Origin of the sequence: Anabaena sp. PCC 7108 (assembly GCF_000332135.1) — a bacterium.
GTDB lineage: Bacteria > Cyanobacteriota > Cyanobacteriia > Cyanobacteriales > Nostocaceae > Anabaena.
In genome coordinates, this window is the sequence record NZ_KB235895.1 from 78462 (window position 1) to 96482 (window position 18021).

10 protein-coding genes are annotated in these 18021 nt (G+C 39.2%); 5 read left to right on the forward strand and 5 right to left on the reverse strand.

The annotated features are described in order from the left end of the window. Positions 1-186 precede the first annotated feature (186 nt). From ANA7108_RS0100410 to ANA7108_RS31145, 5 genes are all read left to right on the forward strand, one after another. On the forward strand, positions 187-978 hold the full coding sequence (locus ANA7108_RS0100410; protein ID WP_016948771.1) for a ParA family protein: 792 nt from the start codon (positions 187-189) through the stop codon (positions 976-978). Positions 979-980: 2 nt separating this feature from the next. Next, positions 981-2102 carry a ParB N-terminal domain-containing protein gene (locus ANA7108_RS0100415; protein WP_016948772.1) on the forward strand — a complete coding sequence of 374 codons (1122 nt, stop codon included), beginning with the start codon at positions 981-983 and terminating at the stop codon, positions 2100-2102. Between the two features lie 368 nt (positions 2103-2470). Further along, positions 2471-3412, forward strand: a complete 942-nt coding sequence (locus ANA7108_RS0100420; RefSeq protein ID WP_016948773.1) for a ParM/StbA family protein — start codon at positions 2471-2473, stop codon at positions 3410-3412. An 83-nt stretch (positions 3413-3495) separates the two neighbouring features. Continuing rightward, a complete protein-coding gene (locus tag ANA7108_RS0100425) occupies positions 3496-3792 on the forward strand; it encodes a hypothetical protein (protein ID WP_016948774.1) in 297 nt (98 codons plus the stop codon). A gap of 15 nt (positions 3793-3807) precedes the next feature. Continuing rightward, the gene (locus tag ANA7108_RS31145) at positions 3808-3936 is read left to right on the forward strand and encodes a hypothetical protein (protein ID WP_016948775.1); all 129 of its coding nucleotides are present in this window, start codon (positions 3808-3810) and stop codon (positions 3934-3936) included. A 267-nt stretch (positions 3937-4203) separates the two neighbouring features. On the opposite strand, the gene ANA7108_RS0100435 is transcribed toward ANA7108_RS31145, so the two are convergent. From ANA7108_RS0100435 to ANA7108_RS0100455, 5 genes are all read right to left on the reverse strand, one after another. Beyond that, complete coding sequence (locus ANA7108_RS0100435; RefSeq protein ID WP_016948776.1) at positions 4204-9675, reverse strand: DEAD/DEAH box helicase; 5472 nt, start codon at positions 9673-9675, stop codon at positions 4204-4206. A 266-nt stretch (positions 9676-9941) separates the two neighbouring features. Beyond that, positions 9942-10394 carry a type II toxin-antitoxin system VapC family toxin gene (locus ANA7108_RS0100440; protein WP_016948777.1) on the reverse strand — a complete coding sequence of 151 codons (453 nt, stop codon included), beginning with the start codon at positions 10392-10394 and terminating at the stop codon, positions 9942-9944. A 46-nt stretch (positions 10395-10440) separates the two neighbouring features. Further along, positions 10441-10665 (reverse strand): hypothetical protein, encoded by a 225-nt coding sequence (locus ANA7108_RS0100445; RefSeq protein WP_016948778.1) that lies wholly within the window; start codon positions 10663-10665, stop codon positions 10441-10443. A 167-nt stretch (positions 10666-10832) separates the two neighbouring features. Further along, positions 10833-14870, reverse strand: a complete 4038-nt coding sequence (locus tag ANA7108_RS0100450; RefSeq protein WP_016948779.1) for an N-6 DNA methylase — start codon at positions 14868-14870, stop codon at positions 10833-10835. 103 nt (positions 14871-14973) lie between these two features. Continuing rightward, positions 14974-17907 (reverse strand): helicase-related protein, encoded by a 2934-nt coding sequence (locus ANA7108_RS0100455; protein WP_016948780.1) that lies wholly within the window; start codon positions 17905-17907, stop codon positions 14974-14976. Between the last annotated feature and the right edge of the window lie 114 nt (positions 17908-18021).

The following is an 18021-nucleotide window of genomic DNA, read 5'->3' on the forward strand; positions in this document are numbered from 1 at the left end:
TCAAAGGATGGTGATTTCATAGCCGATGTCGATATCTCAAAGCCTTGCAGCAATAACTAAATTGAACTGCTGCTCACACTCTGCTCTCAACGCAGCTATGACCGACTGTACAGCACTTTGTTATAACAATGTACATTTTCCCTATTTCCATGTCGGATTTTAAAATCCGACAGAAAAAATCACCTTATGAAGCAGATAGTTCTTTCACTTATAGCTAATGCCGGTGGTGTAGGCAAAACCACACTGAGCGTACACATTGCCTATGAAATGAGTCGGCTGGGCTTTGATGTCGCAATCATCGACTTAGATCCACAACGTTCTTTGGATGTATTTTGTGGATTGCCTCCGGCTGAAGTATCAACCACTTTAGTTAAGGTATTATCAAAAGATTTCCAAGGAGATTGGGATTTAATTTCGGTTTGGGAACAATCAAAAACTCAAGTTTGTCAGGGACATCCACTTTTAGCGGAAATAGCCAATGAATTAGTTATCCGCAAACGAGGAGAGTACACACTAAGCGATCGCTTAAAAAAATACCCTTTGCCCCACAATCTAGTAATTTTGGATTGTCCGGCTACTTTAGGAATGTTAAATGTTAATGCTTTAGCTGCCTCAACCCATATATTAGTTCCCGTGCAATTGGAAATGAAAGCCATTTCTGGTTCAGCAGAATTAGTAGAGTGGTGTATTTCTACAGGTGATGAGTTACATTTAGAACCTCGCCCACCCATCTTGGGATTTGTGCCAAGTATGTATGATGATACCGTGGCAATGCACAGACAATATTTAGAGCAATTGCCAGAGATTACCGAACATTTACATTTAAAGCTTTATCCTAAAGTTCGCAACTCAAACGAATTTAAAAATGCCAGCGCTCACGGCTTACCTTTACAAAAATACCGTCCCAAACATCCTGCCTGTAGAGATTTTCAACAAATTACAGATGATTTAGCAGCTTTAATTCAGGAGAACAAATAATCGTGGCATTGCCTAAAATTGCTAACAAATTTAGCGGCGCAATACAAAAAACAGAGCAAGAGCAAAAAGTGGCTGAACTGCAAGCCGAGATAGAAAGATTGAGAGCCGCCCAATCTCCAGATTTAGAAAATGAATTGCAAGAACTTCGAGAACAGCTGCAAAACCAATCAGGAGAAGCACAAATTGATTTAGCTCTCATCGATCCTAATCCTGATCAGCCTCGGCAAACAATTACCCCAGAACTTATACAAGCGAAAGCACGGTTGCTAAAAAAACATGGACAAATTTCAGCAGTAATTCTCGTCCCACAGGGTAATGGTCGTTACACCTTACTAGATGGACAACTCCGGACTGAAGCAGCTAAATTGCTGGGTTGGTCAACTATTCGTGCAGTCATAGCGGCAATGCCTAACGACTTAGATCAATCGGCATTACTAACTTTTCTTGGCTTTGAAGATTTGAATCCTTTAGATAAAGCAGAAGCAGTATTTAAAGAAGTAATTAAGTCGGCTGATTTGGAAATGGATGAAGTTGCCACAATGTTAGGCACGGTGATTAAAAGAGTAGAGAGAGATGGCAAGAGTAAAGAACTAGCAAAGTTAACAGCTGTAAACGCCGATGAACAACAGCAAGGCTTAGAACTATTGGGGATTACAGGTAGAGAACAGAGTCTACTACAAGTGTTGCTAGAGTTAGGATTAAATCCGAGTTCGGTGAAAGCTAATCTCATGCCGATGCTGTACCTGGTTCCAGATTTAAAACAAGCAATTCGAGAACAGGGTCTAAAAGGCGCTCATGCTTTAGCGTTGGCAACGCTCTCTGCCAAGACACTAGACATATCAGAAAATCAAGCAGCCTCTGAACGGATGGCGGCCACAGATGAAGTTTTAAAGAAAAATCTGACAGTAGCAGAAACTCGTGAACTCATTAGAAACATTAAGACTAAATATTTGAAGTCACAGAAACAAGAGTTAAAGGAAATAAAAACCATACTTCAAAAAGTTAATGGAATTTCTGAAGATTTGCTCACCAGAGCTAGTAGTAAACAACTTCAAGAAATGCGCTCTCTATTACAGCAAAAATTAGCAGAAGTTGAGAAAGTGATTGCCGTGAATGGTGAGTGATTTCATTAATCCTTTTTAAATAGTGTGCAAATATTCACAAAACCACTATAAATTACTAACTAAAACTAATGTGGGCTGCAAGTAGGTGTTTTATGGGGGTTAAGTATACCCCAAAAAGAAATTAGAGACTTGTATTTATTTCTTTTGACCCCTAAGTAACACCTAAATATATCCTGCATAGGTGTTACTTAGGGTGCATTTCGCTGAATTAAATTAATTTGGGGTATAGGTAGGGGCTATATAGGTGGTATATATACCCTAACAAGAAATCAGAAAATAATTGAGATTTTAGCCCCTATCTAGGGTATATATAGGTGATACTCAGGGTATCTTTTTACAACCCATTTTTTGTATCCCACTTGACCCCCATGCCCAACATTCACGCCTTACAAAAAATTTTTCCAGCAGGATTTGATAACGGTTACGGCAGCCTGAAACTTTTCGTCGATGGATTTGAAGTCGTTCGCATCCCCAGCTATATTTCCACAGCCGAGATGGAAGATGTACCAGGAAGAATCGTCTTCGATGGAGCAGCTTACACAGTAGGAGAATCTGCTTTTCGTACAGGTTATCATTTTGACCGCAACACAGACCACAACGAAAACAAAATTAAAAATGCACTGTTGATGTTATTTGGTGGATTAGCACATCTGCCACATCGTAAAGCTTGGCATTTAAAATTAGTAGTCAGTTTACATGACATAGGACTAGCAGAAAATTTAAAACAAGAACTCAACGGAGAATATCAACCAATACTTGCCGGCAAAAAATCAGATGTCACCCTAGAAATAATTAAAGTTGTGCCAGAGGGAATGGGTGCATTGTTTGGGCATCAACTTCCACCCAAGCTCACCGTCCTAGATTTTGGGAATGGCACCACACTCTATTCTCGTTACAACCAGGGAAAGCGAGAAGTTCACACTCCCTACCCCGCAGGTGTAGAAGTTCTCATCGAAGACATTGCCGAAAAAATGAAACGTCTCAACGGGGGGAAAATCGGCAACGCCTCCCAGATTCGATTTTGTTTGGAAAGGGGACATACCAAGTACAGTCGTGACATTGATATTAAAGATATCTACACTAGTTGTTTGAAAGATTGGTATGAAAAATTCTTAAAGAAACCCGTAAGCCTGACACTAGATGCCAAACACCAGGGGGATGAAATTTGGGCGATTGGTGGAGGCTGCTTGTTACCTGGATTTAAGAAGCTATTGGAGAAGAACGGGTTCAAAATTCTGGACAATCCCGTAGAAGCTAATGCCTGTGGATTGCTAGAGATGGCAAAAGCCATGATCAACAAGAATCTGTAGCCCTGTTGACCGCCCCTGGCTAGAGCTTGAGGGGTAATGATGCGCGAATTTTGAATCAACCAATTTGAATGGGAACGAAGCCAATGACACCGGAAAAAGTTCGGATTAAAGATAGCTACCGAGAACGTATATTTGCCGAATCACAGCAACTAGATAAAAGTTACCTAGAGACGCTTTACTTTATCATTGATTGCTATTTTGCTTTCAAAAAGGGTGCATTCCCTATGCAACAAGTAGTTACACAAGTTACACATACCCCGGCTTTCAACCCGATTGCTACAAACCAAAGTCAACAAGACCAGCTTCCTTCAACTCCATCACCACCGGAAAATCCCAAAGATGCTGATAGCGAAACATTTACCCTTGATTTTGATTTGTAACTATTATGTCTTGGTGTGGGGCTTAATGATCCAGATATTTTGGCTATTAGTGCTGGTGGTGAGGTGTTTGGAGAACGCAAGCTTTACTACAGTCCAGAAGCCCCTGAGAAAGCCGGACGGGAATGGATTGATCTGGGATATTAAGCTATTAAGTAGTCGTGCAAAATAAATTTTATATTTGGGAGAGGAAACAGGGAACAGATAAGGAATACAGAGATTTTTGTTTGTTCCAAAAATGTTAAATTAATTTTGCCCAGGTACTTATACCAATTTTATGTGATGCTGCACAGAATCGTTGAATCCATTAATTTATCCGTCTTTATGTGCGGTTATTTTTCTGGAAATCTAATTGTATACAATTTTATATTAAACTGGTATTATACTAATTTAAATGGATTACCAATTATCAATTCATAAACTCCCTAAAACCTCCAATTTATCCCGCCAATTTTCATCATAGCGCAGGGTTAATATCTGATATCCAGCATTGTATCTCAGATTATCTCTCTCAATTTGGTCTTGCTTTTTCTGTTCAGGACTATCATGAACTGAACCATCACAAAAGAGAGCGATCACCTCCTGATGATAAATAAAATCTGGTTGACAATTCGCTTCAGTAATTAATTCCTGGGCTGTATCAGGTAGTTTATAACCCCGTTGGTAAATCTCTTTTAAAACTTCTCGTTCAAAATCAGAGTTTGCATCTGTTTGTGTGAATAGTTCCTGATATTTTTCATCTCGGAATACACCTAATATCTCTACTGTACTTGCTTGCAGATCATCGAGTAAAGGTTTAATCAGATGACGATTAATCAAAGGATGGTCAAATTGATTTCTGTAGGAAAGTAAGCATTCATAGCAAGCTTGGACACAGCTATCTTTAGGCGTTTTAAAATGACAGATATCTAATGCAGCATTGGCGATTTTTTGAAAAGCATTTGGTTGTTGGAGTAATTGAGATAAAACTCCTGCACCACCTTCTGATGCTTCCCAAAATAAAAGATATTTTCCTTCTCCTAATCGTTCTGAATCTAGTTCATCTGGTTCTAATTTATAAACTGCTTGAATTGCTGTTTCTAGGATGTATTGGAGTGTGGCAATAAAGGCTTCTTTATTGTCTTGGGGAACACTCAAGGGTTCAATGACGAGAATATTACAAGTGTCATCTACCATTAAATTAACTTCAGTATGTAAAGTTTCTGGAGGTAAGTTTGTTGGTGATAAATTTGTTTTTAAATCTCCCCAAAGTCCTGTTTTGATATCTAATTTAAAACCTCTTTCTTCGGTGTTTTTCTTCAGTCCCCGATTAATCCGCCATAAGGTGGCTGTACTACCATAGGTTAATTTGAATAGTGGTGTATGATCTGCTGCTAAAACTGTAGCAGATTCTTGTTTTTGGGCGGCATAGCGGAAATGGGTGGTGATGTTATAACCGTATTTAAGTCTTTCTTCTTCGTCGCAGGTGATCCTTTCTCTTCTGCGGGTGAGGGCGGTATCCATTGCGAGAACACGACTTAGTTCAGAAAGATTTTGATAGGCATCTGGTTTGAACTGTGTACCGCAGTTTTCACAAGTATCACGACTCAAATTATCTGTATGGAAATAACCGCAGTTAAAACAACATTTTACTCGTTGGTACTGGCTATCAATTCCGCCGACAGGAATTTTGGTTTTTGATACCATGAATTTACTACCTTCATAGTAAATAATATTACTGGGTGCAAATTCCCGTAAAGCGACAACACGAGGACGGGAGATAAATTCACCACCATCATTAGTTGGAATATATGCCCTCACAGGTAAGCGGGGGAAGTTAAACCCTGGTAAAAATCCTTCAGCAGCAAAGTAGCGGTAGGGATAAAATTCAAATTCGCTATTACTCTTACCTTGGTTGAGTCCGACTAATAAGCTTCTTTGTCTTAATGCTTCTCGTTCCTGGGCTTTGGCAATGTCATTTTCTTCTTGGCTGACATAGCCTCTAGCATGACGGTCTATGATGTTGCGGGCTTTGTCTAATTGGATCACTGCTTCACGGTATAGTTCCCGCCAGCGATCGCATTTTCTATTTAATGTATTCAGTGCATTCTCTATGGTAAATTGTAGCCAATTCACAGAATACCAAGAGGCTTTTTGTAAATCAGTTTGGCAGAAAGTATCTGCAAGTATTGATTGAGTGGCTTGCAGACATTCAGCTAATTTCCCAGGACTCAGTATTAATTGTTGACGAATGCTGTCCTTGAGGGGATAACCATCAACATCCAAATCGAGAATTTTGTTCATGGAGTCATCTAAGTAAACTCCCGTATGTGCCAGCCAGATAGAATATACGTGAGACTGCACTAAATCTTGGTTGGCTAATTCTAATTTGGGTGGTGCAACAGCCCCAGCTACCATCTGTTCTTGACGTTTAAAGAAATATTGATCATGTCCACTACCAATGGCCGCGTAGGTAATAACTAATGCTTCCTGTCCACTGCGTCCAGCCCGGCCACTGCGTTGGGCATAGTTAGCTGGACTGGGGGGAACGTTCCGCAAATGGACAACGCTGAGGTCAGAAATATCAATTCCTAATTCCATTGTCGGGGAACAGAATAAGCTGGCTAATTCTCCCTTTCTAAACCTTTCTTCCCGTTCCTGACGGGCTTGGGTGCGGACTTGTCCTGTATGTTCTCGCCCTTCCATTGTTTGAATTTTTTGGGCATTGCTTTGATAAAATTCTTGAAAGAAGCTGTTAACAGGTCTTTTTGCATCTTCCTGACCCTGTAACCGCTTAGATGCCAGGGGGTCTGAGGGGATTTCGCTTAATTTGGTAGCTTTCCAAACTAGGGAATCAATTCTGAGTTGAATTCCGGGGTTATCCTGACATAGATAACCCGCATCTGACAAGGCATTAATTAAGGTAACAATTAAATTACTGTACTCTGCTTCTGTTAACAGTTCACTTCTGAGTGACCAAGCTTTGGGAGAACGTAAAAATCTACCAATTTTACTTCTGCTGGTGAGTTTTACTTTCGCTTTTTTATTGGTATTACTGTCTGTGATTGCCCATTCTGCAAAATGCAACTGTTCATTTTCATCAAATACCCAAGGTTCTTTAATAGCTTGAAAAACATCTCTGAGGAGGGAGTCTTTTTGTTCAAATTGGATTAATTTGGCATCAACGGCTAATTCTCGCCGCAAATGATTTAATAACGCTTGGGTAGCAATAAACCGTTCCTGGGGGGTAGCTTGTAATAAGACTGGGTGACGGTGTTTTTGCCACAGGGCAGTTTCCGCGCAGATATCCTGTAAACCATCATATTCGATGATCAGCAGTCCGCACTGTTCTAAATTAGGTTGGACAATGCGCCAACCCCGGCGCAAGTCTTCATAAAGACGATATTCTATGAGTTTGCGAAATGCCTCTTCATTGCGCTGTTTTCCTCTACCAAACTCTGCCACTTCTTTGGCGTAAGCTGCTTGTTTTAGTCCCATTTGTTTGATAACTTCGCTGACTAACTCGCTGTGGGTGAGTTGTCCTTTGGTTTGTAATGCACCTAATAAAGCAGCACGTAAAAAACTGGTTTGCACAAAATCGTTAAAATGTCCCGCTTGTAATGAGGCATCTTGGCGGTTATCGGTGAAACTGAGAATTTTGGCGGCTTGGGCTTTTTCGCCTGTGAAAACTTGTTTGAGGCGGCTGACAGTGGATAAACACAGCAGGGTTGTAGCGGTACTGCGTCCTTCACTGCTGAGGCGGGAGAGTTTGGTAAATTCGTTTTTGTTACCGTCGTGGACAACTCCACAGTTGAGACAAACACGAAATGGTCTAGGGATAAACCAACAGGTTGTTCCCTGTAAAACTGAGGTTGTAATTTTCCCGTTGGGGAGAATTTGTAATTTTTGGGGAATGAATTTAGCATAATCTTTTTTAGCAACTCTTCCTTTATTTTTAGTTTCGGTAAACCAAGAATCAGGAAGTCTTTCTTCATCTTTATAAGAGTCCCAAAGTTCTGGTTCATCTAAGGTTAAATAACCTGCTTGAATATCAGCATATTCGGGACTCATATCTAATGCTGTGGGCAGTTGTGGAAGGACTATTTGTTTGTCGTTGTTGTAATTAACAACATAATAATCATGTCCGCATTCTCGACAAAAGACGAGGGGATAAAGTAAACGGTTGTCTGTGGTGGTATATTGTCCTTCTAAGGTGAGAAACCGTTTTTCTGGAGTTTCGATAGTGGCGTAAACACTACCACCTTGGGAGATAAATTGATGAAGTCGAAATGCTAATCCTTTGGTTGTGCTTCCCCATAAAAACATTTGTTTGAGGACATTTAAACATAGTTGGTAAATACGATTTTCTACAAGTTCGTAGTTGCGATTTATCGCATCTTCTGATATTGCACTTTCTGAATTATTAATTTGATTTATCGCATTTTCTGATATCGCATTTTCAGAATTTTGTGCTAAAGCACAACTACGAACGTAAATTTCAGCTAATTTTTCTGCACCTGCTTCTAGGGTGATGGGTGTACGTCGGACAAGATGACCTTGTTTATCTTCTAAACCAAAGGTCATTTCTATCCAGTAACTCAGGGGATGGTTTTGGAAGTTTTCTAATGTTTGTTCTGTCTCTGGTGGTAAACCTTGTTCAATGCTTTCTCGCAGGTCTTTTATCGTCGGTTCAGTCAGTTTTATAGAACGTTCTAAGGTTTCGTCTATGACGTTATGGGGTTTAATTTCGACACCAAATAATTTACTCGCAACATCTGCTACTACTTGACGGCGTTCTGTGCGTGTTCCTTCTGTGGACATGGTAGCACTTGTCCCAATACATAATAATTTTTGTCCACAACGTTGGCGAAGTTTTCTAATTAAAATGGCTACGTCTGCACCTTGTCTACCGCGATAGGTATGGAGTTCATCTAATACTAAAAATTTTAATTCTGGAGAAGCAACAAGTTTTTCTTCATGGGTGCGGGAAAGCATTAATTCCAGCATCACATAGTTAGTTAATAATATGTGGGGTGGGTTATTTTGAATTTCGGTTTTTGTGGTTAAACTTTCTTGTCCGGTGTATTTAGCAACACGAATATGGGTGTTAGGAATGTTATTGAGAAATTTCTTGATTTCTTCTTCTTGGGAGTTAATCAGGGCGTTCATGGGATATACTAATATTGCCCTGACTCCTTGAATTTCTGGATGACGGAGTAAGTCGTTAAAAATGGGGACTACATAAGTCATACTTTTCCCAGAACCTGTACCTGTTGTTAATACATAAGGTTCTTGTTTTTCGGCGGTTTCAAATGCTTGTTGTTGGTGATAGTGGAAGTGAAAGGGTTTACCGTTTTTAGAAAAGTATTGAGTACATTCAGGATGTAAAATACCGCTATTTACTAATTCGGTAACTGTAGCACCAGGGCGATATTTGGGGTTAAGTTGGACGAGGGGATTTGTCCACAGTTGTCCTTTTTCAAGTTCTTGATTGACGAATTCTCTAACTTTAGTATCACGGATTTTTAAGAAGCTTTTTATATAGCGGCGATAGTCGCCGATAATTTCATTACGGAAGTTAAATATATCGAGAGAATCGGGAATTGGTGATTGGTAATTGGTAATTGTAGAAGGTTGCGGTGTGCGTCCTAAACGGTGATCTATATATGCTATTAATTGATTTGTAAAGGTTTCTGTACAGGTTTCTGGATTAAAGATTTCTGTTAGTTCTTGATAATCCCATGTTGGGGGAATATGGGTGAAAATTAGGTTTAGTTGTTCGGGGGTGAGTTCAGCAATGTTTGTACAATCAACTAATGCTAATTTTTGTCCCATGAGGGAACTAATTGATAATATCGCTGCTTCTGGTTGTGGGATGAGTTCTTGTAATTTGACTGGGATTTTCATTGTATGAATTAGGATTTCCAGGATTTAAGGATTTACAGGATGTTATTGATAAATTATTGGTGAATATTTAAGATTATAAAATACCATTATTCTCATAGGCAACTAATAAAAGCAGATAATATAAAATTCTTTACATTTATTTTTTAAATTTCATCCCAAAATCTCTATTTTTTATAGACAATAAAACACTTACATCCTGTAAATCCTTAAATCCTGGAAATCCTGATATGGCTTGCGCCACGCTACGCTATCAGACAATTCTTTATTTACTCATTTATATGCCAATTTTCTAAAGAAAAATCCCATGCTTGTTTAATTTTTTGAAAATCGCTATCACGAGAAACTACAATTAAATTATTTTCTATAGCAGTAGCAGCAATCCATAAATCATTTTCACCAATACCCAAATCAGTAATTTTTGTTTTCTGGCGTTTATTTCTTTCCTTTGGTGCAAATTTATCCATAATTTTTGCTTTCAGTTTTGCATAAATATGGCTGACGCTATCATTTATATCATAAATAGAAATATCTGCTATAAAATCTTCTATAATCTGCAAATTATCTGCTATTTTTTGAGAATTTTCAGCCATATATAGTAATTCTCCTACAGTTACTACCGAAATAGCTAAATTAGATTCTCCAGCACTTTTCGCATGATCTATAATGAGAGAATCACCAAAAATTAAAGCACTACAATGGTTAGTATCAAGTAAATACATAAAACTCTATATTTAGATTATTTAATTAATTGAATTATTGATTTTACTAAAATTCCGCTACTCCACGGGAATCATAAACTGCTTGTAAACAATCTTTAAGATCATCACCCTGCCATTTACCAGCATGGCGTAAAATTGATTTACCTGAACCTGGGCGTTGAGGAGGTTTTGCTTTTTTAGTTTTCATGTTTTTCACCATCATTAGCAATTCTGCTATTTGTTCTTCTGTCATGGTTTCAATTTCTGCAACTAGTTCTTCTTTAAATGTCATTTTGGTTTCTCCTAGATATACAAAACTCTAATATTATATCATATACAATTGTCAATTACTAAACACTACACCACAAATATCAAAATCACATCCTGTAAATCCTTTCATCCTGGATATCCTGTATCCCTAACGGGAGGCGTTAGCCATATCTGACAATTAATTACAAATTACATCCTATCCCAGGCTTCTAATACTAATCTTTGGGTTCTATATTCCCCAAATTGTTTGATTTCGTTGTTCTTTAATACTCTAAATGTTTCACTGGGAAAATCTGCACCATAGACTTCAGCAGGATCTAAAATATATCGTAGTTCATCGCGGGTGAGTTGGTAAAGTTTGGCGTAATATGCGTCTAATTCCGCTCGAATTAAGGCGCGTTTGTTGGGATTCCAAATAAATGGTTCTCCGTTGTATCCCATGTCTTGCGCGAAGGGTTGCATATCCCAGGATGTGTACACTAATTCCAGGACGCGGGGGGTGATATATTCGATGTCTTTTTCGTTGTATTTTTCTGGGGGAATAACGGGAAGTTGTTTGACTATGAAGAAGCTTAAATTATTACCTCCCATTTTTTGACGAGTTACAAAATCAAAAACTAAACTATTTAAGCATCCATATAAACATGATATTAAATGTGAATTATTTATTGTTGGAAGCATTATAAATACACTATCACCAAATGCGATTTTAGGGGCTAGGCTAAAAATGGCTGTACGTTCATTAGTAGTGTTACTAATACGTCTAAAACATAAAAGCCATTTTTTTTGCCAATTATCTAATTTATTTTCAACTTCAAAATGATTCACCCAATAGCGAGGTTGAACAACAAAAGTTGGATCTTGTAAGTTATCTATTGTAGATAATTCTATCTCCCTAAAATCTGTTTGTTGACTTTTCCGCATTTCTTCTGTGTAAAAACTGTGCCGATGATTATATACATAAAACATTTTAGCCTCATAAAGTGGTACTAAATCTTTACCTGATTGATTTTTAAATAACCCGCTATCATTAGCCATGTGAAACATAGCCATAAATGAAATACCCCAAGGGTTAATTCCGGTTTTCTCATTTTCTAAAACAGGTACACGCTGATATATTTTCTTGGTTAATTCTGCATCTGCATTACTTCTAAAAATAGGACAAGTTCCAGTATTGGGATTAATCAAATTAATATCTTTTGAAGATAAAACAATGATTTTTTCTGTATCAGTTAATTCCTTAACTTGCTTCGACATAAAAGAAAAGTAAATAATATTATTCACCTGCTTAGAAATATGCAGAATACAAAATCTAGTCTTTGTATGTAAAGCTGTAAATAAATGTCCTCGATTTTCAAAATCATACAAACTTGCTAAATTCTGCTTTTGAATTAAATCCCCAAAAAACTTTTTACAAGTATCATCAGTTGCGATACCTGTAGGAACAATTACCCCAACTCTTCCATTATTATTAATTAAATTCCTGGTGGTTTCCGCAAACACAGTATAAGTATTAATATCTCCCACAGCAGTTAAAGGAAATCTCCCCCCTTCCCGAATAAACTTACTCTGTGCTTCCGCATCATGTTTAGCATCTTCAAAAGCTTGCGCTAAAGCTGGATTTTGCTTTGGTAACTCCTTAATCAACTTTTCCCGCGCTGCTTTATTTTGTGCGTTCGCAATATCCAAATTACGAGAAGCGAAAAACTCCTTTTCTTGTAACTTAATTCTCTCCCAAGGAGGATTACCTAAAACACAACTAAAACCTCTATCTTCAAAAACTTCAGGAAACTCTAAAGGCCAATGAAAGAAATACTTTTCCTTTGCTAAATCATTCGCAGCTTCAATTAACCCTTGTAATTCGTAATTAGTAACTCGTAATGCTCCCTTCGGGAGAGCTTCGCTAACGTAATTAGAATCTGAATTAAGAACCTTTTGGACAGTTTCCCGTTTTAACCGATTTAAAGTTTCTGTTGTGGGTAATAACTGTAAATTATGTTCAGTTAATGGTCTAAAAAATGCCGAAGTCCATAAATTACAAGCTACATATTTTAACCACCAATGATTATCTAAAAGATTATCTTGATATTTTCTCTCTTTTTCTTTAACTTCCTGGGGTGTATTTTCGGAAAAGTCCGCTAATTCTTGCCATAACTTTGCAAAGATGTAACTATCATCAGCAGCAGTTTCAAAAATAGATAATTGTCCTTGGGTTTCCCGTTCTTTTTTATTCCGCTTTTTAAAATCAGTGGCTAATTTCTTATCATCACCTGTCACCGCTTTAAAAGCATCATCAGGAATACCTGCATCTAAACAATCTAAATCCAAAACACCAACAAGAGAATTACCACATTTTATCCGATGATCTAAAAAGTTCAAAGGTTTACCAGTCGCAAAACCTTCAATCCATAAAGCCACCTTACACAAATCTACCGCTAAAGGGTTCAAATCTACGCCATAAATACAGTTTTGAATCACATCACGCACCGCTTGACGTAAAGGTTCGGGTGCTGGTTGAGATTCCCCTGTTCTCACCTTCGCTAATTCCTTTCCTATGCGTCTTGCTGCTGCTAATAAAAAATGTCCAGAACCACAAGCAGGATCTATAACTTTTAAACTTAATAACGCTTGTTCTTGGGCGGAAATGACCTCTCCCCCAGCCCCTCTCCTGGTAGGAGAGGGGGGTAAGAAATTCTCTCCATTTCCTTGTATTTCATACTCCCTATTCCCTTGTAGGGAAGGGGGTTGGGGGGTTAGGTTCTTCAATTTCTCCTCAATAACTGGTTCTAATGCTGTCTTAATTAACTGTTGGACAAGTTGGGGAGGTGTGTAATAAGAACCTGTGGTTTTTCTATCACTTCCAAATACTAATTTAAATTCATATATGCCTTGATTTTGTTTAATTTGGGGGTGAAAATCTAATAAACTTTCATAGACACTTCCCAATTCTTCTACATCCAAAGCCGCATAATTTACCCGGCGGATTTGTCCTTTATCCTCATACAAGGATAAACAACGAATGGCAGTTAATAAATCATAATTATCAATACCACAATCATCTAAATCTGTCAAGGTTTGCGAACCAAATAAATCACCGTTTAAAGGCGATAATCCTAATATTCGTCCGCGCCAATTTTCATCAAATAACTTAAATGTCACCCGTAAACCTTGCCAAATATCTTGAAATCCTTCCCGACGATAGCGGGGACGTTCTGCTAATTCTCTCAACCGTTCAATACTGTAATATTCAAGATAAATTCTCGCTTTTTCTGTATCTTCTCCAATTAATAATAAGTTGCGAGATTCAGCCACCATTAAGAATAATAAACGGTAGATTAATCTTAATAATTGTCGGTAATACCTTAGATCCCGGACTTCTCCAAGAAGTCCGGGATCTGAAAGAAGTCGGGGATCTGATGAATGATGTTGAATAAAGCCATTTCCAAGCTGTATCAAGGCATTTTCTACCCCGTCGCGCAGTCTCTCCCGGACTCTTCCCCCTTGTTGCAGACTTTCTTGATGGTAATATTCCAATAGGCATTTATCCGCATCATCCGCAGTTTCCGGTAAACGAGAACGATGGAAAAGCCGATAAAATAAGCCAAATTCGGCAAAGTTCTCACCGTTGAGAATCTGCTCTAAGTCAAATTCGATATAAGTAAGGCGAGTCATTAGGGAAGAGTCGCGTAATAACCGCCAGCGAAAACCATTAGTTGCGATCGCCCAAAGATGCTCTGTCTTGTTAAGATATTCCTGTACTAACCCATGTGCTGATAACCGAGGAGTCCCACTGGGAGGACGTTTATCAATATCCAACCGACAACCAATAATATGAATGGGGGGATAATTCGTAATTGGTAATTCGTAATTCGTAATTGAAGAGTCTGGTTGTGATACAGCACGATGGGAAATGGCGTAGGTTTGCCCTTCTACCACCTCAGCTTTAGCGGTATATACGGGGGTATATCCCAGACTTTTTAACAGCAACACAGCCATTTCACGGGTGATACTGGTGGCTGTATCTTCCGCATCCAGCCTATTTAATTGGCGTTGAAAAGATGCCCAATAGGCTTTTGCATCACCCCAAGCGATCGCAATTTCATCTTCTAATTTATCAGATTTAGGTAAGCCAAAATCCGCTGGTGTTTGTCCTTTAATATTACCGGTTAATAGTTCGGTTGTAATATCTGCTGCGAGTAAGTTGCCTTCAAATTGTACGCCAATCATAATATTTTTCTGAATCAGGATGTCCAGGATTTAAGGATTTACAGGATGTTAGTTAGTGTTGAGGTTTTTGTTGTCTGATAGCGCAAGCCATATCAGACAAAAATTACGAACTATTCTTAGGTTTTGCTGGCTGTAAGATATACACACCTAACAAATCCATCGGTAATTGTGGTATTACCTGAACCTTGCCCTCCTGAGTAATTGCCCGTACACGCTGATGGGATTGGGATAAGGAGTGCGATCGCTCTTTGGCAAATAGTTCTAAATCTGTTTGCAACTCATCTAACCGATTCAACAACTCTTCTACCTCCTGTTTTTTCAGCCCCGCAGGAGCATCAGCCACCGGGTTAGCTTGTTCTAACAATGCTTTTGCTTCTTCTGGTGTTAACCACATCGGATTTGAGGGCGGTCCGGTAAATCCCACTACCGCACATTCTTCTCCTAACAGTTGATGATTACGCTTGAGCGTATCCCCACCTTGAGCTAAAGCCCGACTACTAACTTTTTGTGTCAACAAATGTCGCAATCTTAACAACAATAAAGTTGTCCGTTTAGTTACAGTATCCGTAGTTGTAAACCCGCACCTAGCCGCCAAAGGCTCTGGGGAATTAACCAAAGCTTCTTCGATAATATGACGCGCCAAACCCTCCACCAAAGGATGATTCCGTCCTACATATTCCACCCCAAACGGTGCAGGTGTGGTAAAAGTAATTAACCGTTTTTCATTCCCTAAAGTGGGTTGTAAAAAATTAGGAATTGACGGTAATAACCATCCTTGTTTTTTCTCAATCAAGGCACAATTTAACTTTGCACAAGCATTTTTCACAAACCTGAATACATCCTCTTCACTACCGATAATTTGATCAGATTCCATCAATTCCTGTTCTACTTCTGTCGGTTTAATTGCCTTTTGTGCAAAGCGAGTCCGGCTGGTTTTTTCCCGTTCTACAGCCTTATCCCATTGTTTATGCACCTGTTCAACGGCTGATTCTCCCTCATCTAATAAATCCAATAATGACAACTGCTGCGCGTCCGTACTCTTATCAAATAAAGATTTAAACACCGCTTCAGAAACAGTAGTGCTATCCATTGGGACAGGAACAGTAATACCCAATGTTTTATGTATTTGTACTGCCTTACGAATTAACACTTCTAAAACTGCCCCATCTACGGGATTATCCTGACCATAGAGTAAACAACTTTTTACCTGAGTTGCTACCTGTCCATAGCGGTCAATGCGTCCTTCTCGTTGTTCTAATCTGTTAGGATTCCAAGGTAAATCATAGTGAATCACCGCACTAAAATGAGACTGTAAATTTACCCCTTCACTCAAACAGTCAGTAGCAACCAGCACCCTTTGAGGATAGGATTTCAACTCATTTAATCTAATTTCTCGTTCATCTTCCGACTGTTCCCCTGTAATGGCAATCACCCGAATTTGACCCTGCGGGTTCGCAGTCGCTTCAAGTCGGGAAACCCGCCCACCGCGCTGCTCACCACTTTTCTTTTCTAATTTCTGTTTCAGGGCATTTGCCAAATAATTAGCTGTAGCAATGTAGCGACACCAGATAATCGGGTTGTAATTATTTGCCAGTAGGGATTGAATATAATTAATACAAGTTTGTAATTTTTGGTCTTTATTCCCCTGTAACTCTGCCGCAGATTGGATAAAAGTCCGCAGTTTGCGTTTATCTGCATCCCCATAACTTTGCTTTCCCTGTTCTATTACCACAGTGGGAGCAGCATCTACAGCTTGTTCCTGGTCTGTGGGATCATAAACATAAGAACTCATCAAATCTTCGTCCAAATCAGTCAGCAAACTCTCGTCACTGGATTTACTAACTTGACGGCTTAATGTGGCCACAGCCGCAGCCGGAGAAGACATCACACAACGAATTAATGCCAATGCCGACCAATATCGCCCCCGGCGTTGGGCATGGCTCATTTCTGCGGTAGTAGTTTTGACTAAACCCCGTGCAAAGTTATAAACTTCTTCAAAAAGCTGTTTATATTCCTTGGATAACTTGTAGGGTTCTTCGTCTGACTTGCGTTCAGGAAACGGCGTTTCATTCCCTAACCATAGTTTCACATCTGCCCGTCGTCGTTGGATAAAATGACTGGCTAATGTATCTCGTTCTGGTTCTGTCAGTTTGTCCAACGTTAAATTTTCAAACTCTGGCTGGAGTAACCCTAACAATGACAGGAAAGATTCTTCAATTCCACTATGGGGAGTAGCCGAAAGTAATAATAAGTGGCGGTTTTGTTTTTGGGCAATCTGCTGAATTAATTGATGTCGTTGCTGTTGGGATGTACCCTTACTGCCAGAACGGGTACAAGTATGTGCTTCATCCACAATGACAAAATCTGGACAGTGGGTAATAAAACTAGCTTTACGGCGTTCTGCCTTAGCATAGTCCAGACTAACAATTATGTGGCGATAATAACTAAATACATGAGAACCGTTAGGTATTGCCCGTTCTAACTTGGAAGCTGTACCAGAACGGACTACCACCGCATCAATATGGAATTTTTCTCTTAATTCTTGCTGCCATTGCTCACATAAGTGAGGAGGACATAAAACCGCTATCCGTCTCACTTCGCCTCTATCTAACAACTCACGGGCAATTAAACCAGCTTCAATGGTTTTACCAATACCCACATCATCAGCAATCAATAATCTCACTGTTTCTAATCGCAGTGCCATCAACAGGGGAACTAGCTGATAAGGACGAGGACGCAATGACAACCGACCCAAGCAGCGAAAAGGACCCGCCCCACTCCGTAACAAATGCCGGGCTGCATCCATTAATAACACGGCTGCTGTGTGGTCTTTAATACTGTCAGCAGTAGGCAGGGGAAAGGTTGCAGGTGCTAGATTTTCTAAATTTAGCTGCCGATAAATCCCTACCATTTCCTCTTCGTGACCACTGAGAGGACGGAGACGGATCAGGTCTTGATTTTCATCTGGCAGCACTACCCATTGCCGACTGCGACAACTGACTATAGAGCCTGGGGTGGGGGTTAAGGTATCTGTCATTGTTTCGCTGTGTTGGCAAAGTTAGCAGTGTGAATTGGGTAGAAAGGATACTTCCTAACTACCTGCTGGCATGGGTTGTATTAATGACTATCAATATAACTGTTTAATATAAAG